Annotated in this window: 19 protein-coding genes; 11 read left to right on the forward strand and 8 right to left on the reverse strand. The window is 60.8% G+C overall.

Translation table 11 applies throughout. The annotated features are described in order from the left end of the window. Positions 1 to 232: 232 nt before the first annotated feature. Entirely contained in the window at positions 233 to 1,450 is a 1,218-nt protein-coding gene (locus PMI20_RS26935; protein WP_007922439.1) for an argininosuccinate synthase, read from the reverse strand. Between the two features lie 126 nt (positions 1,451 to 1,576). Beyond that, positions 1,577 to 2,485 carry a flagellar protein MotY gene (locus PMI20_RS26940; protein WP_007922437.1) on the reverse strand — a complete coding sequence of 303 codons (909 nt, stop codon included), beginning with the start codon at positions 2,483 to 2,485 and terminating at the stop codon, positions 1,577 to 1,579. Positions 2,486 to 2,641: 156 nt separating this feature from the next. Between PMI20_RS26940 and pyrC the strand changes: the two genes are divergently transcribed. Together pyrC and rnt are read left to right on the forward strand one after the other, a co-directional pair. After that, positions 2,642 to 3,688, forward strand: coding sequence for a dihydroorotase (pyrC, locus tag PMI20_RS26945; protein WP_007922436.1), 1,047 nt, complete (start codon positions 2,642 to 2,644; stop codon positions 3,686 to 3,688). Then, on the forward strand, positions 3,685 to 4,359 hold the full coding sequence (gene rnt, locus PMI20_RS26950; protein ID WP_007922434.1) for a ribonuclease T: 675 nt from the start codon (positions 3,685 to 3,687) through the stop codon (positions 4,357 to 4,359). The genes pyrC and rnt overlap by 4 nt, the downstream gene beginning before the upstream one ends. Positions 4,360 to 4,429: 70 nt before the next feature. On the opposite strand, the gene PMI20_RS26955 is transcribed toward rnt, so the two are convergent. Further along, a complete protein-coding gene (locus PMI20_RS26955) occupies positions 4,430 to 5,032 on the reverse strand; it encodes a peroxiredoxin (protein ID WP_007922432.1) in 603 nt (200 codons plus the stop codon). 326 nt (positions 5,033 to 5,358) lie between these two features. Here PMI20_RS26955 and PMI20_RS26960 point away from each other — a divergent pair, with 326 nt between their 5' ends. Both PMI20_RS26960 and bfr read left to right on the forward strand, forming a co-directional pair. Continuing rightward, entirely contained in the window at positions 5,359 to 5,577 is a 219-nt protein-coding gene (locus PMI20_RS26960; RefSeq protein WP_007922430.1) for a bacterioferritin-associated ferredoxin, read from the forward strand. A 201-nt stretch (positions 5,578 to 5,778) separates the two neighbouring features. Beyond that, entirely contained in the window at positions 5,779 to 6,252 is a 474-nt protein-coding gene (gene bfr / locus PMI20_RS26965; RefSeq protein WP_007922427.1) for a bacterioferritin, read from the forward strand. Positions 6,253 to 6,382: 130 nt separating this feature from the next. Here the strand turns inward: bfr and grxD are convergent, their stop codons facing one another. From grxD to plzR, 3 genes are all read right to left on the reverse strand, one after another. Next, complete coding sequence (gene grxD, locus PMI20_RS26970) at positions 6,383 to 6,721, reverse strand: Grx4 family monothiol glutaredoxin (RefSeq protein WP_007922425.1); 339 nt, start codon at positions 6,719 to 6,721, stop codon at positions 6,383 to 6,385. A gap of 96 nt (positions 6,722 to 6,817) precedes the next feature. Then, positions 6,818 to 8,926, reverse strand: a complete 2,109-nt coding sequence (locus tag PMI20_RS26975) for a molybdopterin oxidoreductase family protein (RefSeq protein ID WP_007922424.1) — start codon at positions 8,924 to 8,926, stop codon at positions 6,818 to 6,820. A gap of 126 nt (positions 8,927 to 9,052) precedes the next feature. Beyond that, complete coding sequence (gene plzR, locus PMI20_RS26980; RefSeq protein ID WP_007922422.1) at positions 9,053 to 9,346, reverse strand: PlzR type 4 pili assembly inhibitor; 294 nt, start codon at positions 9,344 to 9,346, stop codon at positions 9,053 to 9,055. 507 nt (positions 9,347 to 9,853) lie between these two features. Here plzR and argF point away from each other — a divergent pair. Both argF and PMI20_RS26990 read left to right on the forward strand, forming a co-directional pair. After that, on the forward strand, positions 9,854 to 10,774 hold the full coding sequence (gene argF, locus PMI20_RS26985) for an ornithine carbamoyltransferase (protein ID WP_009045370.1): 921 nt from the start codon (positions 9,854 to 9,856) through the stop codon (positions 10,772 to 10,774). Beyond that, positions 10,771 to 11,880: an ABC transporter ATP-binding protein gene (locus tag PMI20_RS26990; RefSeq protein WP_007922418.1), complete on the forward strand. Its 1,110-nt coding sequence runs from the start codon at positions 10,771 to 10,773 to the stop codon at positions 11,878 to 11,880. The genes argF and PMI20_RS26990 overlap by 4 nt, the downstream gene beginning before the upstream one ends. A gap of 43 nt (positions 11,881 to 11,923) precedes the next feature. Here PMI20_RS26990 and PMI20_RS26995 read toward each other — a convergent pair whose 3' ends face one another. Together PMI20_RS26995 and ybaK are read right to left on the reverse strand one after the other, a co-directional pair. Further along, positions 11,924 to 12,706, reverse strand: a complete 783-nt coding sequence (locus PMI20_RS26995; protein WP_007922417.1) for a PhzF family phenazine biosynthesis protein — start codon at positions 12,704 to 12,706, stop codon at positions 11,924 to 11,926. A 116-nt stretch (positions 12,707 to 12,822) separates the two neighbouring features. Next, the gene (ybaK, locus tag PMI20_RS27000; RefSeq protein ID WP_007922416.1) at positions 12,823 to 13,293 is read right to left on the reverse strand and encodes a Cys-tRNA(Pro) deacylase; all 471 of its coding nucleotides are present in this window, start codon (positions 13,291 to 13,293) and stop codon (positions 12,823 to 12,825) included. A gap of 374 nt (positions 13,294 to 13,667) precedes the next feature. Between ybaK and PMI20_RS27005 the strand changes: the two genes are divergently transcribed. The 5 genes from PMI20_RS27005 to PMI20_RS27025 all read left to right on the forward strand — a co-directional run bounded on the left by PMI20_RS27005 (position 13,668) and on the right by PMI20_RS27025 (position 20,137). Further along, positions 13,668 to 14,519 carry an MIP/aquaporin family protein gene (locus PMI20_RS27005; protein WP_007922415.1) on the forward strand — a complete coding sequence of 284 codons (852 nt, stop codon included), beginning with the start codon at positions 13,668 to 13,670 and terminating at the stop codon, positions 14,517 to 14,519. Positions 14,520 to 14,597: 78 nt separating this feature from the next. Further along, positions 14,598 to 16,103: a glycerol kinase GlpK gene (gene glpK, locus PMI20_RS27010; RefSeq protein WP_007922414.1), complete on the forward strand. Its 1,506-nt coding sequence runs from the start codon at positions 14,598 to 14,600 to the stop codon at positions 16,101 to 16,103. A 95-nt stretch (positions 16,104 to 16,198) separates the two neighbouring features. After that, complete coding sequence (locus tag PMI20_RS27015) at positions 16,199 to 16,954, forward strand: DeoR/GlpR family transcriptional regulator (RefSeq protein WP_007922413.1); 756 nt, start codon at positions 16,199 to 16,201, stop codon at positions 16,952 to 16,954. Between the two features lie 294 nt (positions 16,955 to 17,248). Continuing rightward, positions 17,249 to 18,787 carry a glycerol-3-phosphate dehydrogenase gene (glpD, locus tag PMI20_RS27020; RefSeq protein ID WP_284170358.1) on the forward strand — a complete coding sequence of 513 codons (1,539 nt, stop codon included), beginning with the start codon at positions 17,249 to 17,251 and terminating at the stop codon, positions 18,785 to 18,787. 435 nt (positions 18,788 to 19,222) lie between these two features. Next, entirely contained in the window at positions 19,223 to 20,137 is a 915-nt protein-coding gene (locus PMI20_RS27025; RefSeq protein ID WP_007927135.1) for a glutamate/aspartate ABC transporter substrate-binding protein, read from the forward strand. Positions 20,138 to 20,311 lie beyond the last annotated feature (174 nt).

Here is a 20,311-nt window from a genome sequence, read left to right on the forward strand (position 1 = left end):
ACGGATTTGCCCTACAAGGAAAAATTGAACGTCGCCCCCTATATATAACCACTCCTGACTTTCCTACACTTCGTATTGAAAAGAACAGACTGAAAGATAGTCGAGGTCCCATTGAAACAATGGCCAGTGGAAACTTTTAGTTATGGTCTCCAGACACCCGCTTGATCGATTAAAACATCAGGCATAAAAAAGCCCCGCTCATGGCGGGGCTCTTTTAAAACGACTCAAGGCATCAGAACAGAGTCCGACCCTTGTTGGCCGCAATACGCATGCGCAGGGCATTGAGCTTGATGAAGCCAGCCGCATCCGCCTGGTTGTAGGCGCCGCCGTCTTCTTCGAAGGTCGCAATGTTGGCATCGAACAGCGACTCATCGGACTTGCGACCGGTGACGATCACATTGCCCTTGTACAACTTCAGGCGAACCACGCCGTTCACGTGGGCCTGGGAGGCGTCGATCATCTGTTGCAGCATCAGACGCTCAGGGCTCCACCAGTAGCCGGTGTAGATCAGGCTGGCGTACTTGGGCATCAGCTCGTCTTTCAGGTGAGCGACTTCACGATCCAGGGTGATCGATTCGATCGCCCGGTGAGCGCGCAGCATGATGGTGCCGCCAGGGGTTTCGTAGCAGCCGCGGGACTTCATGCCGACATAGCGGTTTTCCACGATGTCCAGACGACCGATGCCGTTTTCACCGCCGATGCGGTTCAGGGTCGCCAGCACGGTGGCCGGGGTCATCTCGAGGCCGTCGATCGCCACGATGTCGCCGTTGCGATAGGTCAGCTCGATGTAGGTCGGGGTGTTGGGAGCCTTCTCCGGGGAGACGGTCCAGCGCCACATGTCTTCTTCATGCTCGGTCCAGGTGTCTTCCAGCACGCCGCCTTCATAGGAGATGTGCAGCAGGTTGGCATCCATCGAGTACGGGGATTTCTTCTTGCCGTGACGCTCGATCGGGATCGCATGCTTCTCGGCATAGTCCATCAGCTTCTCGCGGGACAGCAGGTCCCACTCACGCCAAGGAGCAATCACTTTCACCCCTGGTTTCAAGGCGTAGGCGCCCAGTTCGAAACGAACCTGGTCGTTGCCCTTGCCGGTAGCGCCGTGGGAAATGGCGTCGGCACCGGTTTCGTTGGCGATCTCGATCAGGCGCTTGGCGATCAACGGACGAGCGATGGAGGTACCCAGCAGGTACTCACCTTCGTAAACGGTGTTGGCGCGGAACATCGGGAAAACGAAATCGCGGACGAACTCTTCGCGCAGATCGTCGATGTAGATCTCTTTCACGCCCATGGCTTGCGCCTTGGCACGTGCAGGTTCGACCTCTTCGCCCTGACCCAGGTCAGCGGTGAACGTCACCACTTCACAGTTATAAGTATCCTGCAGCCACTTGAGGATCACCGAAGTGTCCAGGCCGCCGGAATACGCCAGAACGACCTTGTTTACGTCCGCCATGCCATCACTCCACGGGGTTCTACGGAAAGCCGTCAAGTCTACCGATCAACGCGGATAATTTACAGAGGCGCGACAGCTTATGACGACGAAGCGACAGATTATGTCGAGCGGGCGACGACAGCCGTTTCAGGAAGTCGCCGCGGCGTTGGCGGGAGCAGCAGCCTGGGGTGCCGGTTTCTCTGCGACCGGGACACGTTGCAGTTGTACGTTGACTCGACGATTCTTCGTGCGGTTCGCCGCATTGGTGTTGGGCGCCAACGGGTAGCGCTCACCGTGGAAACGCATCTCGATCTGCGACTCGGGAATGCCATTGGCCTTGAAGAACTCCATCACCGCCAGCGCCCGGCGCCGCGACAGGTCACGGTTGGTCAAGCGGTTACCGCTATTGTCCGAGTGGCCATCGAGCTGGATGTGATTGACCGTCGGATCGGCCTTGAGAAACTCGAGCATCACCTGCAGCCTGGCCTTGGCTTTGGCGTCCAGGTCGATGCCGCCCCCGGGGAAGCCGACCTCGGATTGCCTGACCTGATCGAAATTCTTCGGCAGCAACTTGGCGACACAGCGTTGGTAGTCGCCATACGCCTTGCTGAACTTGACTGGCAACAAGCGCACCTCGGACACCCCACCCTCGCGGGAGTAGTGGCGAACCACCGGGCTGCGCCCATCCATCAATCCACCGATCAGTCGCCCGGCCTGCAGTTGCGAGCTGTTGAACAGCACATCGCCGCTGCCGAGCCGTACCGAACCCAGGTTGATGTCGCCCCGTCCCGGCTGCCACGGCGCCGCCGCCGCCAGCAGAGTGGCCGAACCGCCAGCGAGCATCGGGTTGTAGGCCTTGAGGCGGAAGGTCGCCTGCTCGCCGGCGCGACGCACGAACTCCCCGGAACCGAAATCGGTGATCGGCTGGCTCAGACGGCACTCGAATTTATCGCCTTCGACCGTCCACTCAATGCTCTCCAGGCGAGTCTGGAAAGTCAGCGCCATCGCGGGAAGACTGGCGAACACACTGAGCAAGGCTAGATAACGCTGGCGCACGGGAGGCTCCACTGACTTGTACATCACGAAAATCGAAATGCCTGTTTACGGCATACCTTCGGGATATCGGAAGCTTCACGCAAAACTTGATAGCGAGTGCCTGGAAGAGTCTTTTCCGGTAGCATTCACTGGAGTTTGACCCGCCTGGAATCCCCAATGTCCGACCGCCTGACCCTGCTGCGTCCCGACGACTGGCATATTCATCTTCGCGATGGTGCCGTGTTGACCAATACTGTCGCGGATGTCGCGCGCACCTTTGGCCGCGCCATCATCATGCCTAACCTGGTACCTCCGGTGCGCAACGCCGCTGAAGCCGACGCCTATCGCCAGCGCATTCTCGCTGCGCGGCCGGCCGGCAGCCGCTTCGAGCCGCTGATGGTGCTCTACCTTACCGATCGCACCCAGCCCGAAGAAGTTCGCGCGGCCAAGGCCAGTGGTTTCGTCCATGCCGCCAAGCTCTACCCGGCCGGTGCGACCACCAATTCGGACTCGGGCGTCACCAGCATCGACAAGATCTTCCCGGCGCTGGAGGCCATGGCCGAAGCCGGCCTGCCGCTGCTGATCCACGGTGAAGTCACCCGCGGTGAAGTCGACGTGTTCGACCGCGAGAAGCTGTTCATCGACGAGCACATGCGCCGTGTCGTCGAGCGCTTCCCGACGCTCAAAGTGGTGTTCGAACACATCACCACCCGTGACGCCGTGCAGTTCGTCAACGAGGCCTCGGCCAACGTTGGCGCGACCATCACCGCCCATCACCTGCTGTACAACCGCAACCACATGCTGGTTGGCGGCATTCGCCCGCACTTCTATTGCCTGCCGATTCTCAAGCGCAACGTGCACCAGGAAGCGCTGCTCGACGCCGCCGCCAGCGGCAGCCAGAAGTTCTTCCTCGGCACTGACTCCGCGCCCCACGCCCAGCATGCCAAAGAAGCGGCCTGCGGCTGTGCCGGCTGCTACACCGCCTATGCCGCGATCGAGTTGTACGCCGAAGCCTTCGAACAGCGCAACGCGCTGGACAAGCTGGAAACCTTTGCCAGCCTCAACGGCCCACGCTTCTATGGCCTGCCGGCCAACACCGATCGCATCACCCTGGTTCGTGAAGAATGGACCGCCCCTGCCAGCCTGCCTTTCGGCGAGCTGACCGTCATCCCGCTGCGCGCCGGTGAAAAACTGCGCTGGCGCCTGCTGGAGGAACACGCGTGAGTGAAGACCATTTCGACGACGAGCAGGACGGTCATAACGGTGGTGGCTCGCGTCATCCAATGGCGGCACGCTTTCGTGGTTACCTGCCGGTAGTCGTCGACGTTGAAACCGGTGGTTTCAACTCGGCCACCGACGCCTTGCTGGAAATTGCCGCGACCATCATCGGCATGGACGAAAAGGGCTTCGTGTTCCCCGAACACACCCTGTTTTTCCGGGTAGAGCCTTTCGAAGGCGCCAACATCGAAGCCGCGGCGCTGGAGTTCACCGGGATCAAGCTCGACCATCCTCTGCGCATGGCCGTCAGTGAAGAAACCGCGCTGAACGATATTTTCCGCAGCGTGCGCAAGGCGCTGAAGGCCAATGGCTGCAAGCGCGCGATCCTGGTCGGGCACAACAGCAGCTTCGACCTGGGCTTCCTCAACGCGGCTGTCGCGCGCCTGGACATGAAACGCAACCCGTTTCATCCGTTCTCCAGCTTCGACACCGCGACGCTTGCCGGCCTGGCTTATGGCCAAACCGTGCTGGCCAAGGCGTGCCAGGCTGCCGATATCGACTTCGATGGCCGTGAGGCGCATTCCGCCCGCTACGACACCGAGAAGACTGCCGACCTGTTCTGCGGCATCGTCAATCGCTGGAAGGAAATGGGCGGCTGGCAAGATTTCAACGACTGATACTGCCGCTGAACGACCGCGCATAAAAAAACCGGCCCTGGGGCCGGTTTTTTTATGCGTGAAGCGTGGCTTACAGCTTGCCGGCGTTCTCGCTCAGGTAAGCAGCAACGCCTTCTGGCGAAGCAGTCATACCCTTGTCGCCTTTCTTCCAGTTGGCCGGGCAGACTTCGCCGTGCTCTTCGTGGAACTGCAGAGCGTCGACCAGACGGATCAGCTCTTCCATGTTACGGCCCAGCGGCAGGTCGTTGACGATCTGCGAACGAACGACACCTTTGTCGTCGATCAGGAACGCGCCACGGAAAGCCACGCCGCCTTCGGACTCAACGTCGTAGGCCTTGGCGATGTCGTGCTTCATGTCAGCAGCCATGATGTACTGGACCTGACCGATGCCACCGGCATTGATCGGGGTGTTGCGCCAGGCGTTGTGGGTGAAGTGCGAGTCGATCGAAACCGCGATCACTTCAACGTTGCGTGCCTTGAAGTCAGCCATGCGGTGGTCCAGGGCGATCAGCTCGGACGGGCAGACGAAGGTGAAGTCCAGCGGGTAGAAGAACACCAGGCCGTATTTGCCTTTGATGGCCGAGGACAGGGTGAAGCTGTCGACGATTTCGCCATTGCCGAGAACGGCGGGAACGGTGAAGTCAGGGGCTTGTTTGCCTACGAGTACGCTCATTGGATATCTCCTGGTGTGATCGAATGAAGAATGAGACCCAGCCCAGTTTGCCGCCGCCAAGCGACAGCCCTGTGACTCGATCCCGCTTCGTAAGGACCGCACATCATACACCGCGTTTTTGAGCTGTCCTTAGTGGTTTTTCCATCTCCCGGATTCAGGCCGCAAAAAAGTCGCCCTGCTGGACAGCTCGTCACCCGTGCTAGAAAAAACCGTTCGTCTGCCAGATACGCATCTGGCAAAAAGCCCCAGGAAACCACTTTGACAATCATTCTCGTTAACATTAAGATCCATCGCATTGAGCCATAACCAGCGACGGTTCTCACCCTATGTATGTCTGCCTCTGCACTGGCGTCACCGACGGACAAATCCGCGATGCAATCTACGACGGTTGCTGCAGCTATCGTGAAGTACGCCAAGCGACCGGCGTGGCCAGTCAATGTGGCAAATGTGCCTGCCTCGCCAAGCAGGTGGTACGTGAAACCCTGACCGAACTGCAAAGCAGCCAGCCAGCGATTCCTTACCCAGTAGAATTTAATGTTGCGTAATTAACGCCATTTAAAAGAGCCGGACTTCGTGTCCGGCTTTTTTATGTCTGTAATTCAATCGCTTAGCGTCAAAACGCGGAACACAAACATTCTTATTCCGATTAATTTTCATATATTATTCAATAACTTAGGTTTGACACTAATCATCGTGCGGCTCAGACTCTGCCTTATATACCGCTAATTACAGGGCAGGACCCCATCATGAAAGGCGACGTCACAGTCATCCAGCATCTCAACAAGATCCTTGCCAATGAACTGGTCGCGATCAATCAGTACTTCCTGCACGCACGCATGTATGAAGACTGGGGCCTGAACAAGCTGGGCAAGCACGAATACCACGAGTCCATCGACGAGATGAAGCATGCGGACAAGCTGATCAAGCGCATCCTCTTCCTCGAAGGCCTGCCGAACGTCCAGGACCTGGGCAAGCTGCACATCGGCGAACACACCAAGGAAATGCTCGAGTGCGACCTGCGCATCGAGCGCACCGGCCATGCCGACCTGAAAGCCGCCATCGCCCATTGCGAATCGGTCGGCGACTTCGGTAGCCGCGAGCTGCTGGAAGACATCCTGGAATCGGAAGAAGAACATATCGACTGGCTGGAAACCCAACTGGGCCTGATCGATAAAGTCGGCCTGGAGAACTACCTGCAATCGCAGATGGGCGACGAGTAATTCCTCCCAAGCAAAAGCTTCACCCCATAAAAAAGCCCCGCCTCTCTTCACGAGGGCGGGGCTTTTTAATTGCGTGGATAAATCCACACAACCCTACAGGAGCGAACTTGTCGCTCCTGTAGGGGGCAAATCAGGCTTCGGTCTTGGCAGCGGCTTTTTCAGCGGCGGCCTTGATCAGGGTCTGCAACTCACCATTGGCGAACATCTCAGCCATGATGTCGCTGCCCCCGACCAGTTCGCCGGCTACCCACAGTTGCGGGAAAGTAGGCCAGTTGGCGTATTTAGGCAGGTTGGCGCGGATTTCCGGGTTCTGCAGGATGTCCACGTAAGCGAACTTCTCACCACATCCCATCACGGCCTGAGCGGCTTTCGCGGAAAAGCCACACTGCGGGGCATTCGGCGAGCCTTTCATGTAAAGCAGAATGGTGTTGTTGGCAATCTGCTCTTTAATAGTTTCGATGATATCCATGGAGCACCTCGGCTGAACTTTCCGACTCTGTTGTCGACACGGTGGCGCATTGTAACGGAAAGCCGAGCGCCATGCTCGGCCTCTCCGACAGACTCCTCAGGCCGCCTCCACCGTCACCGGCACACCATTGAGCGCCGCATTGCCCGATAACTCGTCCAGCTGACGCTCGTCGGTCAGGTCATTGGCACTCGACCCGGGTTGGGCCATGGCGATGCTCATCTGCACCCCCGGCCGACCATGCCCCCAGCCATGGGGCAGGCTGACCACCCCGGGCATCATCTCGCTGCTGGCAAGGACTTCCACCTCGATCGCCCCGACCCGCGAACTGACCCGCACGCGCTGTCCGTCAGTCAGCCCTCGCCGGGCCAGATCATCGGGATTCATCAGCAACTGGTGCCGTGGCTTGCCCTTCACCAACCGATGGTAGTTGTGCATCCACGAATTATTACTGCGTACATGGCGCCGGCCGATCATCACCAGCTCATCGGCTGCCGGAGCCTGCAACGCGGCAAAGCGCTCGAGGTCCGCCATGATCGCCGCGGGAGCGGCCTGTACCCGACGGTTCTCGGTTTTCAGGCGCGCTGCCAGGTTGGGCTTGAGTGGCCCCAGGTCGATCCCGTGGGGGTGGTCGGCCAGCGTCGCCACCGACAGATTGAACCCGGACGCCTCGCCATACCGCCCCGCTCGTAGCCCCCTGTCGATCATCTGTGCCGGCGGCACGGTCGGCTTGAGCTCCTTGCCGGTCCGCGCGGCGAAGGCCCTGGCCAGGCCGACGAAGATTTCCCAGTCATGCAGCGCGCCTTCCGGCTTGGGCAGGATCGCCCGGTTGAAGCGGCTGACATTGCGCACCGCGAACATATTGAACGTGGTGTCGTAGTGATCGTTCTCCAGGGCCGAGGTCGATGGCAGGATCAGGTCCGCATAACGGGTGGTTTCGTTGATGTACAGGTCGATACTGAGCATGAACTCCAGGCCCTCCAGCGCCTGCTCCAACTGCCGTCCATTGGGAGTGGAGAGCACCGGATTACCGGCCACCGTGATCAGCGCCCGTACCTGCCCTTCGCCTGCGGTCAACATTTCTTCGGCCAGGGCCGAGACCGGCAGTTCGCCGCCATATTCAGGGCGTCCGGAAACCCGGCTTTGCCAGGCATTGAAGTGCCCGCCCGAAGTCGCTGCCACCAGATCCACCGCCGGCTCGGTGCACAGAGCGCCGCCGACCCGGTCGAGGTTACCGGTCACCAGGTTGAGCAGTTGCACCAGCCAATGGCAGAGGGTACCGAACGACTGGGTGGACACACCCATCCGGCCATAACACACCGCCCTGTCCGCTGCGGCGAAGTCGCGCGCCAACTGGCGGATCTGCTGCGCCGGCACCGAACACAAAGGACTCATGGCTTCGGCACTGAAACGGGAAATGGCCTCACGCACCTCGGTCAGGCCGTCCACCAGCAGATGGCTGTCACGCGTCAGCCCCTGCGCGAAAATCGTATGCAGCATGCCGAACAGCAGCGCCACATCCCCCCCGGGACGGACAAACACATGCTGGTCGGCCATGACCGCCGTCTCGCTGCGCCGTGGGTCGACCACTACTACTTTGCCGCCTCGCGCCTGGATCGCCTTCAGGCGCTTCTCCACGTCCGGCACGGTCATGATGCTGCCGTTGGACGCCAGCGGGTTGCCGCCCAGGATCAGCATGAAATCGGTGTTATCGATATCCGGGATCGGCAGCAGCAACCCATGGCCATACATCAGGTAGCTGCTCAGGTGCTGCGGCAACTGGTCCACCGAGGTGGCGGAAAAGCGGTTCTGGGTTTTCAGCAGGCCGAGGAAATAGTTGCTGTGGGTCATCAACCCATAATTGTGCACGCTGGGATTGCCCTGATAGACCGCCACCGCATGGTTGCCGTGCCGCTCCTGGATCGCCGCCAGGCGCTCGGCCACCAGCGTGAAGGCCTCGTCCCACTCGATCGCCTGCCAATCGCCACCGACCCTGCGCATGGGTTGGCGCAGCCGGTCCGGGTCGTTCTGGATGTCCTGCAGCGCCACCGCCTTGGGGCAGATATGGCCGCGGCTGAAACTGTCCTGGGCATCGCCCTTGATCGAGGTGATCTGCGGGCCGGCGCCGTCGACTTCGGTGGTTTCGATGGTCAAGCCGCAGATGGCTTCACACAGGTGGCAGGCACGGTGATGGAGAGTCTTGGTCATGGCCAGTCTCTATTTTATTCGGGGCGGCCAGCGTCAGGCCGCGGGAACAAAACTATGGTGCCAGACCGGCATCAGCACCAGAGACGTTCATCCTGTGAATCGGCAAGCATCAAGCCAGCCGATGACTCAGTTGGAGGGCAGCCTCGGTGGATCGTCCTGCCGGGCGATCGGCGTCATGCCGTCCATCGGCGCCTCACCGCCCTGCACCCCGCTGAATTCGGCAAGCAGCCGCCAATGCTCATCGAGATTGCTGCTGATGGTCAGCATGCGCTCGATCATCTGTCGCGCGGCGTTACGCGTGGTGCTGTCCTCGCTGCGTAGCAACTCGAAGGACATCGAGGTGATCGATGCCGTCAGGTCGGTCAGGGTTCGCGTCGTCAACCCCAACAGTGTCTTCAGTTGCTGTTCTTTCGAGTCCATTCCAAGCACTTCCCTGTTGCCGGTGCGCATTTATAACCCCAGCCCTTTGCCTGAGGAAATATTTCTGCCGAGATCCCCTGCCGCGAGCCTTTCCATTTCCCGCCCTGCTCGAAGTGCCCAAGAGCCAGGCAGAGAAAAACCCAGCCCGCGCCAGCCATATGCCTGATAGCGGCATGCGCCACGAGGCGCGTTGCAAAGCGGCCGAGGCGCAGTGTACAAATGCTGCTGCGGACCTATGCAAAGTGGATTGACTCCACATCCGACTGGGCCCATCTGAACATGCTGTAAAACGTCACGAATGGCCCACTTTTTTGGCCCAGGCCACTCGCTGCAAGTGGTGAAAGCCTTAGAAACCAAGCCTGCTATTGGTAAGACGCGACATTTAATTATAAGATCGCGCCTTCCCCTATTTCGTCGCCCCGTGCGGCTTTCGCCGCAGGTCTCGCCCGTTTCTCGATAAAACAAGGCTTTGAGTATCTGCGGTCTGTTGCAAAAAGGTAGTTAATGATGAGCGCAAGGCACTTTCTCTCCCTGATGGATTGCACGCCCGAAGAGCTGGTCAGCGTGATTCGTCGAGGCATCGAGCTGAAGGACCTGCGTAACCGCGGCGTACTCTTCGAGCCCCTGAAAAACCGCGTTCTCGGGATGATTTTCGAGAAGTCGTCTACCCGCACCCGCCTGTCCTTCGAAGCCGGCATGATCCAGCTCGGCGGCCAGGCAATCTTCCTGTCCCCGCGCGACACCCAACTGGGTCGCGGCGAGCCGATCAGCGACTGCGCCATCGTCATGTCGCGCATGCTCGACGCGGTGATGATCCGTACCTTTGCCCATAGCACCCTGACCGAGTTCGCGGCCAACTCCCGCGTACCGGTGATCAACGGCCTGTCCGACGACCTGCACCCGTGCCAGTTGCTGGCCGACATGCAAACCTTCCTCGAACACCGCGGCTCGATCCAGGGCAAAACCGTGGCCTGGATCGGCGACGGCAACAACATGTGCAACAGCTATATAGAAGCGGCGATCCAGTTCGACTTCCAACTGCGCATCGCCTGCCCTGAAGGCTACGACCCCAACCCTGAATTCGTCGCCCGCGCCGGCGACCGGGTGAGCATCGTGCGCGATCCGCAAGACGCGGTGATCGGCGCCCACCTGGTGAGCACCGATGTCTGGACCTCCATGGGCCAGGAAGAAGAAACCGCCCTGCGCCTCAAGCTGTTCGCGCCGTTCCAGGTCAATCGCGCGCTGCTCGACCTGGCCGCCGAAGACGTGCTGTTCATGCACTGCCTGCCCGCCCACCGCGGCGAAGAAATCAGCCTCGACCTGCTGGACGATCCACGCTCCGTGGCGTGGGACCAGGCAGAAAACCGTCTCCACGCACAAAAGGCCCTGCTCGAGTTTCTGGTCGAGCCGGCGTACCACCACGCATGAGCCAGCCATTACTGCTTAACCTGCGCAATCTCGCCTGCGGCTACCAGGACCAACGGGTCGTGCAGAACCTCAACCTGCACCTCAACGCCGGCGATATCGGTTGCCTGCTCGGTTCCTCCGGCTGCGGCAAGACCACCACCCTGCGCGCGATTGCCGGTTTCGAGCCGGTGCACGAAGGTGAAATCCAGCTGGCCGGCGAAACCATCTCCCGCGCCGGCTTCACCCTGGCGCCGGAGCGCCGGCGGATCGGCATGGTGTTCCAGGACTACGCCCTGTTCCCGCACCTGAGCGTGGCGGACAACATTGCCTTCGGCATCCGCAAGCACCCGCAGAAGAACCGGGTGGTCGAGGAACTGCTGGAACTGGTCAACCTGAAGAACCTCGGCAAGCGCTTCCCTCATGAGCTGTCCGGCGGCCAGCAACAGCGCGTCGCACTGGCCCGGGCCCTGGCGCCGGAGCCGCAGTTGCTGCTGCTCGACGAACCCTTTTCCAACCTCGATGGCGAACTGCGGCGCAAGCTCAGTCACGAAGTGCGCGACATCCTCAAGGCGCGGGGCACCAGTGCGATTCTGGTGACCCACGACCAGGAAGAAGCCTTCGCCGTCAGCGATCACGTCGGGGTGTTCAAGGAAGGCCGCCTGGAGCAATGGGACACGCCGTACAACCTCTATCACGAACCGTTGACGCCGTTCGTGGCGAGCTTTATCGGCCAGGGCTATTTCATTCGCGGCCAGCTGGACAGCCCGGAATCGGTGCAAACCGAACTCGGCGTACTGCGCGGCAACCGTGCCTACACCTGGCCGCCCGGCGGCGCGGTGGATGTACTGCTACGCCCGGACGACATCGTTTATGCACCGGACAGCGACCTCAAGGCGCGGATCGTCGGCAAGAGTTTCCAGGGCGCGTCGACCCTGTACCGCCTACAACTGCCGACCGGCAGCCAGCTCGAGTCGATCTTCCCAAGCCATGCCGATCATCTGATAGGCGCTGACGTCGGAATCCGCGTCGCCGCCGAACACCTGGTGCTGTTCCAGGCCTCCGGCAGCACCGCGGCGCAGCTGCCACAGGCTGAATCGGGCGTTCGCCGCTACAGCAGCGCCCACTGATCCAGCGGATACCGCAGGCGCCGCTCAACCGGCGCCTGCGCTTTCAATCCAGGAACAGCTTGCCACTGACCACCAGCGTCGCCTGCCCGCCAATCTTCACCCGCTCCCCTTCCAGCCGACAGAACAACGCCCCTCCGCGCTTCGAGCATTGATAAGCCGTCAGGCTCGTCTTGCCCAGGCGTTCGGCCCAGTACGGAATCAGGGCGCAGTGGGTCGAGCCGGTAACCGGGTCTTCGTTGATGCCAATGGCCGGCGCGAAATAGCGCGAGACAAAATCATGCTGGCTGCCCTGCGCGGTCACGATCGCGCCAGGCCAGGGCAGCTTGGCCAGCGCCGCCATGTCCGGCTGACAGTCGAGCACCGCTTGCTCGGACTCCAGCACCGCGAACAACTCGTTGGCCCCCAGTAACTCCACGACCCTCGTGCCCAAAGCGCACTCCAGTTGCTCGCGGCCATCGATCGCGCGCGGCGCGCGAACCGGGAAATCCAGCCAAAGCTGCGCATCTTCGCGACTGACGCTCAAGGAGCCAGACTGGCAGATGAAGTCGATACGCGGCCCCGGCTCGCCATAAATCTCGAACAGCACGTGGGCGCTGGCGAGGGTGGCATGGCCGCACAAGGCGATTTCGGTGGTCGGGGTAAACCAGCGGATACGCCAGCCTTGAGGCTCGCGCACGACAAAAGCGGTCTCCGCCAGGTTGTGCTCGGCGGCGATGTTCTGCATCAACTCATCGGCCGGCCAGGCCGGCAGTCGATAGACCATCGCCGGGTTGCCGCTGAACGGACGATCGCTGAACGCGTCGACCTGATGAAACTCAAGCTGCATAAACATCTCTCCTTGAACATGCCGCGCAAGCATGAGGCTGCCCGTCCAGGCGCCGACAGCCACAGAGAAAGTTATTTTTTGCCATACAGCGCCGATACTTATCGGCGCACTGGCGGTCAGTCGCGCCCGATATCGGCGAATGCCGCCTGGGTGTGCTCGGCCAGCACGGCGGCCGAGAGTTCGACCTCAAGCCCACGCCGACCGGCGCTGACGAAGATGCTGGGAAAAGGTTGCGCACTGTTATCGATAAAGGTGCGCAGGCGCTTTTTCTGGCCCAGGGGGCTGATCCCGCCCAGCAGGTAACCGGTCGCTCGCTGCGCCGCAGCCGGGTCGGCCATCTCGGCTTTTTTCACCCCCGCCGCGTGCGCCAGGGCCTTGAGGTCGAGACTTCCGACGACCGGCACCACGGCCACCAGCAATTCGCCCTTTTCACTGCTGGCCAGCAGCGTCTTGAACACCTGCGCCGGGTCGAGGCCGAGCTTTTCCGCCGCCTCCAGACCATAGGAGGCCGCCTTCGGGTCGTGTTCATAACTGTGCACCCGATGTTCGGCGCGAACTTTTTTCAGCAGATCCAGTGCAGGGGTCATAGCAACTCCATAGGCAGGGAAAAGAACACCGGCGATTCTAGGATATCCGCCAGCAAAAGGCTCTATTCCAAGGCCCATACCTCAGTCCCGGCAGCCGCCGGCACCAGGCTGGCCGCGCCTTTTGCGCAAAACCCATGCGCTTCCCGCAGGATCATTCACATGACTGATAGTTATAAAATGACTAATGGTTCACTTTCGACCTTTGACAGTAATGTTTCTTGTCTATATTTTTTCGTTTGCGAATATCATGTGGTAGATCCAACAGCCGTACCCAGCAGTAAGCCGCGTCCAGGATGGGGATCCTGCCGACGGTGAAAATCGCGCTCGGCGCCCTTCACGCCAGTGCCAGACAACAACAAAAACCGAGGTTTTCCATGACAACTGCGTTACAACAACCGTCGCTCTCCGGCCAGTGCATGGCCGAGTTCCTGGGTACAGCCTTGTTGATCTTCTTCGGTACTGGCTGCGTCGCCGCGCTCAAGGTCGCGGGCGCCAGCTTCGGCCTGTGGGAAATCAGCGTCATCTGGGGGATCGGCGTGAGCATGGCGATCTACCTCACCGCCGGCGTTTCCGGCGCGCACCTCAACCCCGCGGTCAGCATCGCGCTGTGCATCTTTGCCGACTTCGAGAAACGCAAACTGCCGTTCTACATCGTCTCCCAGATCGCCGGCGCCTTCTGCGCGGCGCTACTGGTCTACACGCTGTACAGCAACCTGTTCTTCGATTACGAACAAGCCCACCAGATGGTCCGCGGCTCCCAGGCCAGCCTTGAACTGGCGTCGGTATTCTCCACCTATCCCAACCCGGCGCTGTCCACCGCCCAGGCGTTCCTGGTCGAAGTGGTGATTACCGCGATCCTGATGGGCGTAATCATGTCCCTGACCGACGACAACAACGGCTTGCCGCGCGGCCCGATGGCGCCGCTGCTGATCGGCCTGCTGATCGCCGTGATCGGCAGCGCGATGGGGCCGCTGACTGGTTTCGCGATGAACCCGGCACGGGATTTTGGCCCTAAACTGATGACATTCTTCATGGGTTGGGGCGAGGTTTCCTTTACCGGCGGCCGCGACATTCCGTACTTCCTGGTTCCGATCTTCGCGCCGATTATCGGTGCCTGCCTCGGCGCCGTGGCTTACCGCGGGCTGATTGCCCGCCACCTGCCAACCGTCGCCCCTGCTCCAACGGATGCCGAAAAAGCCATTGACGGCAAAGTAAGAACTTCTTGAAACCGGCGGCGCAAGGTCCTGCCCAACCCCGACCTGCGCCTCTTGCCCACTTCCTTATTTTTGTCCAAGGCAATCGACATGACCGACATTCAGAATAAGAACTACATCATTGCCCTCGATCAGGGTACGACCAGCTCGCGCGCGATCATTTTCGATCGCGACGCCAACGTTGTGTGCACCGCCCAGCGCGAATTCGTCCAGCATTACCCGCAAGCCGGCTGGGTCGAACACGACCCGATGGAAATCTTCGCCACCCAGAGCGCGGTGATGGTCGAGGCCCTGGCGCAAGCCGGCCTGCACCATGACCAGGTCGCCGCCATCGGCATCACCAACCAGCGTGAAACCACCGTGGTCTGGGACAAGACCACCGGCCGGCCGATCTACAACGCCATCGTCTGGCAGTGCCGCCGCAGCACCGAAATCTGCCAGCAGCTCAAGCGTGACGGCCTGGAAGAGTACATCCGCAACACCACCGGCCTGGTCACCGACCCGTATTTCTCCGGCACCAAACTGAAGTGGATCCTCGACAACGTCGAAGGCAGCCGCGAACGCGCGCGCAACGGCGAACTGCTGTTCGGCACCGTCGACAGCTGGCTGATCTGGAAATTCACCGGCGGCAAGACCCACGTCACCGACTACACCAACGCCTCGCGTACCATGCTCTTCAACATCCACACCCTGGAGTGGGATGCGAAAATGCTGGAAGTGCTGGATATCCCGCGGGAAATGCTGCCGCAAGTGAAGTCGTCCTCGGAAATCTACGGCCGCACTAAAAGCGGCATCGCCATCGGCGGTATCGCCGGCGACCAGCAGGCCGCGCTGTTCGGCCAGATGTGCGTCGAGCCGGGCCAGGCGAAGAACACCTACGGCACTGGCTGCTTCCTGCTGATGAACACCGGCGACAAGGCGGTCAAGTCCAAGCACGGCATGCTCACCACCATCGCCTGCGGCCCTCGCGGCGAAGTGGCTTACGCCCTCGAAGGCGCGGTGTTCAACGGCGGTTCCACCGTGCAGTGGCTGCGGGACGAACTGAAGATCATCAACGACGCCCACGACACCGAATATTTCGCCAGCAAGGTCAAGGACAGCAACGGCGTGTACCTGGTCCCGGCCTTCACCGGCCTGGGCGCTCCGTACTGGGACCCCTACGCCCGTGGCGCGCTGTTCGGCCTGACCCGTGGCGTGCGCGTGGACCACATCATCCGCGCCGCGCTGGAGTCGATCGCCTACCAGACCCGCGACGTCCTCGACGCCATGCAGCAGGACTCCGGTGAACGCCTCAAGGCCCTGCGCGTGGACGGCGGCGCGGTGGCCAACAACTTCCTCATGCAGTTCCAGGCCGACATCCTCGGCACCCAGGTCGAGCGCCCGCAAATGCGCGAAACCACGGCCCTGGGCGCGGCCTACCTGGCTGGCCTGGCCTGCGGTTTCTGGGGCAGCCTGGAAGAGCTGCGCGGCAAGGCGGTGATCGAGCGCGAGTTCGAACCACAGCTGGCCGAAACCGAGAAGGAAAAGCTCTACGCCGGCTGGAAAAAAGCCGTCAGCCGCACCCGCGACTGGGAACCGCACGAAGGCGCTGAATAAGCCAAGTCGCGGATTCGTATCGGGTTGTAACTGGTCGGGAGTAGATTCCTGCGGCATCATGGGCAAATTTTGCATGGCAGCCCAAAGGAAGCCCCATGAATCTGCCTCCCCGTCAGCAGCAAATCCTCGAGCTGGTCCGCGAACGCGGCTATGTCAGCATCGAGGAAATGGCCCAGCTGTTCGTCGTTACACCGCAAACCATCCGCCGCGATATCAACCAACTGGCGGAAGTGAACCTGTTGCGTCGCTACCATGGCGGCGCAGCCTACGACTCCAGTGTCGAAAACACCGCCTACGCCATGCGCGCCGACCAGATGCGCGATGAGAAACAACGCATCGGCGAAGCCATCGCCGCGCAGATCCCCGATCACGCCTCGCTGTTCATCAATATCGGTACCACCACCGAATCCATTGCCCGGGCGCTGCTCAATCACAGCCACCTGAAGATCATCACCAACAACCTGCACGTGGCTTCCATGCTCAGCGCCAAGGACGACTTCGACGTGCTGCTGACCGGCGGCAACGTGCGTCGCGATGGCGGTGTGGTCGGCCAGGCCAGCGTCGACTTTATCAACCAGTTCAAGGTCGACTTCGCCCTGGTCGGCATCAGCGGTATCGACGAAGACGGCAGCCTGCTGGACTTCGACTACCAGGAAGTGCGGGTGTCCCAAGCGATCATCGCCAATGCCCGGCAGGTGATCCTGGCCGCCGACTCCAGCAAGTTCGGGCGCAATGCCATGATCCGCCTCGGCCCCATCAGCCTGATCGATTGCCTGGTCACCGACCAGCAGCCGGTTCCGGCGCTGACCCAGTTGCTGCAACAGCACAAGATTCGCCTGGAAGTCGTCTGATCCCTCCCCTGTAGCCGCTGCCGCAGGCTGCGATAAGGCCGAAGGCCTTCAGCGAACTGGAGATCCTGCGCCCCCTTCGGGCGCGATCGCAGCCTTCGGCAGCGGCTACAGATCCCCCTTCCGCAAGCCGCGGACACCTCGCGTCCGACAATGTTCGTAAATTTTCCTTTCCCTGCCTTTCGATGAGTTTTTTCAATCGAATCTCGCTGGCTGTCGGCGTGTTTCTGCGCTAGTATTTTCGCAAATGAACATTAATGTTCGATTTCAAATACCAGAAGAACACGAGGCCAGTCGATGCCCACTTCCACCTTGCCCGCGCCCCCTCTCGCCGAGATTTATGACATTGCCGTGATCGGTGGTGGGATCAATGGTGTCGGCATCGCCGCCGATGCCGCCGGGCGTGGCCTGTCCGTGTTCCTTTGCGAAAAAGACGACCTGGCCAGCCATACCTCCTCGGCCAGCAGCAAGCTGATCCACGGCGGCCTGCGCTACCTCGAACATTACGAATTCCGTCTGGTGCGCGAAGCCCTGGCCGAACGCGAAGTGCTGCTGGCCAAGGCCCCGCATATCGTCAAGCCCATGCGTTTCGTCCTGCCGCACCGCCCGCACCTGCGTCCGGCGTGGATGATCCGCGCCGGCCTGTTCCTTTATGACCACTTGGGCAAGCGGGAAAAACTCGCCGGTTCCAAGAGCCTCAAGTTCGGCGCCGACAGCCCGTTGAAAACCGAGATCACCAAAGGCTTCGAATACTCCGACTGCTGGGTCGACGACGCCCGCCTGGTGGTGTTGAACGCCATGGCCGCCCGCGAAAAAGGCGCCCACGTGCACACCCAGACCCGCTGCATCAGCGCCCGCCGCAGCAAGGGCATGTGGCACCTGCACCTGGAGCGCGCCGACGGCAGCCTGTTCTCGATTCAAGCCAAAGCCCTGGTGAACGCCGCCGGCCCATGGGTCGCCAAGTTCATCAAGGACGACCTGAAGCTGGATTCGCCTTACGGCATCCGCCTGATCCAGGGCAGCCACCTGATCGTGCCGAAGCTGTACGAAGGCGAACATGCGCACATCCTGCAGAACGAAGACCAGCGCATCGTCTTCACCATTCCGTACCTGAACCACTTCACCCTGATCGGCACCACCGACCGCGAGTACACCGGTGACCCGGCGAAGGTGGCGATTACCGAAGGCGAAACCGACTACATCCTGAAAGTGGTCAACGCCCACTTCAAGAAGCAGCTGAGCCGCCAGGACATCGTGCACACCTACTCCGGCGTGCGCCCGCTGTGCAACGACGAATCCGACAACCCGTCGGCCGTGACCCGCGACTACACCCTGGCGCTGTCCGGCAATGCCGACGAAGCGCCGCTGCTGTCGGTGTTCGGCGGCAAGCTGACCACCTACCGCAAGCTGGCCGAATCGGCCATGGCCCAGCTGACACCGTTCTTCAAGGGCATCAAGCCGAGCTGGACCGCCCACTCGACCCTGCCCGGCGGCGAAGACATGACCACCCCGCAGGCACTGGCCGAAGCGATTCGCCAGAAGTTCGACTGGGTACCCAGCGAAATCGCCCGCCGCTGGGCCACCAGCTACGGCAGCCGCACCTGGCGCCTGCTGGAAGGCGTACGCAGCCTGAGCGACCTGGGCGAGCACCTGGGTGGCGGCCTGTACACCCGCGAAGTCGATTACCTGTGCAGCGAAGAATGGGCGGTCAATGCCCAGGACATCCTCTGGCGCCGCAGCAAGCTGGGGCTGTTCACGACCCCGGCAGAGCAGGAAAAACTGCAGCACTACCTGCAGAAGGTCGAGCAGAACCGGGCGAAGATCGAGGCCGCTTGATCGCCCGTCCTATAAAGAAGCCCCCGCGCCACATGGCCCGGGGGCTTTTTCATGGCCGCAGCTTTTGTAGGAGCGAGGCTTGCCCGCGATCCGCGCAACGCGGTGCAACAGGATCAGCGCGGTGATGCCATCGCGGGCAAGCCTCGCTCCTACGGGGATGAGCCCGGCCCTGCTGGGCATTCGGTTTTCCGAACGCGACTTTCGGGTCAATTCGGATAACCGGATAAAGACCGCCGACAATATCCGCCATAAATATTTAATAGCCTTTCAAATCAAGGTCTTGATACGGATCAGCTGGCCTGGCACGACTCATGCTCTACACTCTTCGACGAATGCCTGATGGGCCAACACACATCAGGAGCCGTCAAGGCATTCGCTGTATAAGAGAGCCGTCGAACTGGCTTCATAAAAAAAACAAATGTCGAGGAAATATTGATGCGCATCGTTCCCCATCTGTTGGGCGCAGCCATTGCTGCTGCTCTGATTAGCACTCCAGTGGTCGCCGCCGAACTCACCGGCACGCTGAAGAAAATCAAAGACTCCGGCACCATCACCCTCGGACATCGCGACGCTTCCATTCCGTTCTCCTACATCGCGGATGCATCCGGCGTTCCAGTCGGCTACTCCCACGACATCCAGCTGAAAATCGTCGAAGCCATCAAGAAAGACCTCGACATGCCGGATCTCAAGGTCAAATACAACCTGGTTACCTCGCAGACCCGTATCCCGCTGGTGCAAAACGGCACCGTGGACGTCGAGTGCGGTTCCACCACCAACAACGTCGAGCGTCAGCAGCAGGTCGACTTCTCCGTCGGCATCTTCGAGATCGGCACCCGTCTGCTGTCCAAGAAGGATTCGCCTTACAAGGACTTCGCCGACCTGAAGGGCAAGAACGTCGTGACCACCGCCGGCACCACGTCCGAGCGCATCCTCAAGGCGATGAACGCCGACAAACAGATGGGCATGAACGTGATCTCGGCCAAGGACCATGGCGAGTCCTTCAACATGCTCGAAGGCGGCCGCGCCGTCGCCTTCATGATGGACGACGCGCTGCTGGCCGGTGAAATGGCCAAGGCCCGCAAACCGACCGACTGGGCTGTGACCGGTACCGCGCAATCCTACGAAATCTACGGCTGCATGGTCCGCAAGGGCGACGCACCATTCAAGAAGGCCGTGGACGACGCCATCGTCGCCACCTACAAGTCGGGCGAGATCAACAAGATCTACGACAAATGGTTCCAGTCGCCGATTCCGCCAAAAGGCCTGAACCTGATGTTCCCGATGAGCGACGAGCTCAAGGCCCTGATCGCCAACCCGACCGACAAAGCGGCTGACGATAAAAAGTCCTGATTCCTGACTAACCTTGTCTCCTGAAAGGGCGCGGCCCTTTCAGGAGCCTGTCACTACCTGCTGGCTTTTTTTGGAAACACTCGAACCGGTGGTTGTCGAGCCGATCGCGTGTGCCTGGGCGTCATCCAGGCGGGAACGGATTTCCCCAAGCGGGTGCTTGTACATCGATCGATC

The sequence above is a fragment of the Pseudomonas sp. GM17 genome (assembly GCF_000282175.2).
GTDB lineage: Bacteria > Pseudomonadota > Gammaproteobacteria > Pseudomonadales > Pseudomonadaceae > Aquipseudomonas > Aquipseudomonas chlororaphis.

Bases quoted from the DNA above. Each gene is read 5' to 3' on its own strand.
- PMI20_RS27015 (WP_007922413.1), top strand. From the start codon at position 16,199: ATGAATCTGCCTCCCCGTCAGCAGCAAATCCTCGAGCTGGTCCGCGAA.
- bfr (WP_007922427.1), top strand. From the start codon at position 5,779: ATGAAAGGCGACGTCACAGTCATCCAGCATCTCAACAAGATCCTTGCC.
- PMI20_RS26960 (WP_007922430.1), top strand. From the start codon at position 5,359: ATGTATGTCTGCCTCTGCACTGGCGTCACCGACGGACAAATCCGCGAT.
- glpK (WP_007922414.1), top strand. From the start codon at position 14,598: ATGACCGACATTCAGAATAAGAACTACATCATTGCCCTCGATCAGGGT.
- PMI20_RS26995 (WP_007922417.1), bottom strand. From the start codon at position 12,706: ATGCAGCTTGAGTTTCATCAGGTCGACGCGTTCAGCGATCGTCCGTTC.
- PMI20_RS27025 (WP_007927135.1), top strand. From the start codon at position 19,223: ATGCGCATCGTTCCCCATCTGTTGGGCGCAGCCATTGCTGCTGCTCTG.
- PMI20_RS26955 (WP_007922432.1), bottom strand. From the start codon at position 5,032: ATGAGCGTACTCGTAGGCAAACAAGCCCCTGACTTCACCGTTCCCGCC.
- PMI20_RS27005 (WP_007922415.1), top strand. From the start codon at position 13,668: ATGACAACTGCGTTACAACAACCGTCGCTCTCCGGCCAGTGCATGGCC.
- ybaK (WP_007922416.1), bottom strand. From the start codon at position 13,293: ATGACCCCTGCACTGGATCTGCTGAAAAAAGTTCGCGCCGAACATCGG.
- PMI20_RS26990 (WP_007922418.1), top strand. From the start codon at position 10,771: ATGAGCCAGCCATTACTGCTTAACCTGCGCAATCTCGCCTGCGGCTAC.
- PMI20_RS26975 (WP_007922424.1), bottom strand. From the start codon at position 8,926: ATGACCAAGACTCTCCATCACCGTGCCTGCCACCTGTGTGAAGCCATC.
- PMI20_RS26935 (WP_007922439.1), bottom strand. From the start codon at position 1,450: ATGGCGGACGTAAACAAGGTCGTTCTGGCGTATTCCGGCGGCCTGGAC.
- plzR (WP_007922422.1), bottom strand. From the start codon at position 9,346: ATGGACTCGAAAGAACAGCAACTGAAGACACTGTTGGGGTTGACGACG.
- glpD (WP_284170358.1), top strand. From the start codon at position 17,249: ATGCCCACTTCCACCTTGCCCGCGCCCCCTCTCGCCGAGATTTATGAC.
- pyrC (WP_007922436.1), top strand. From the start codon at position 2,642: ATGTCCGACCGCCTGACCCTGCTGCGTCCCGACGACTGGCATATTCAT.
- grxD (WP_007922425.1), bottom strand. From the start codon at position 6,721: ATGGATATCATCGAAACTATTAAAGAGCAGATTGCCAACAACACCATT.
- argF (WP_009045370.1), top strand. From the start codon at position 9,854: ATGAGCGCAAGGCACTTTCTCTCCCTGATGGATTGCACGCCCGAAGAG.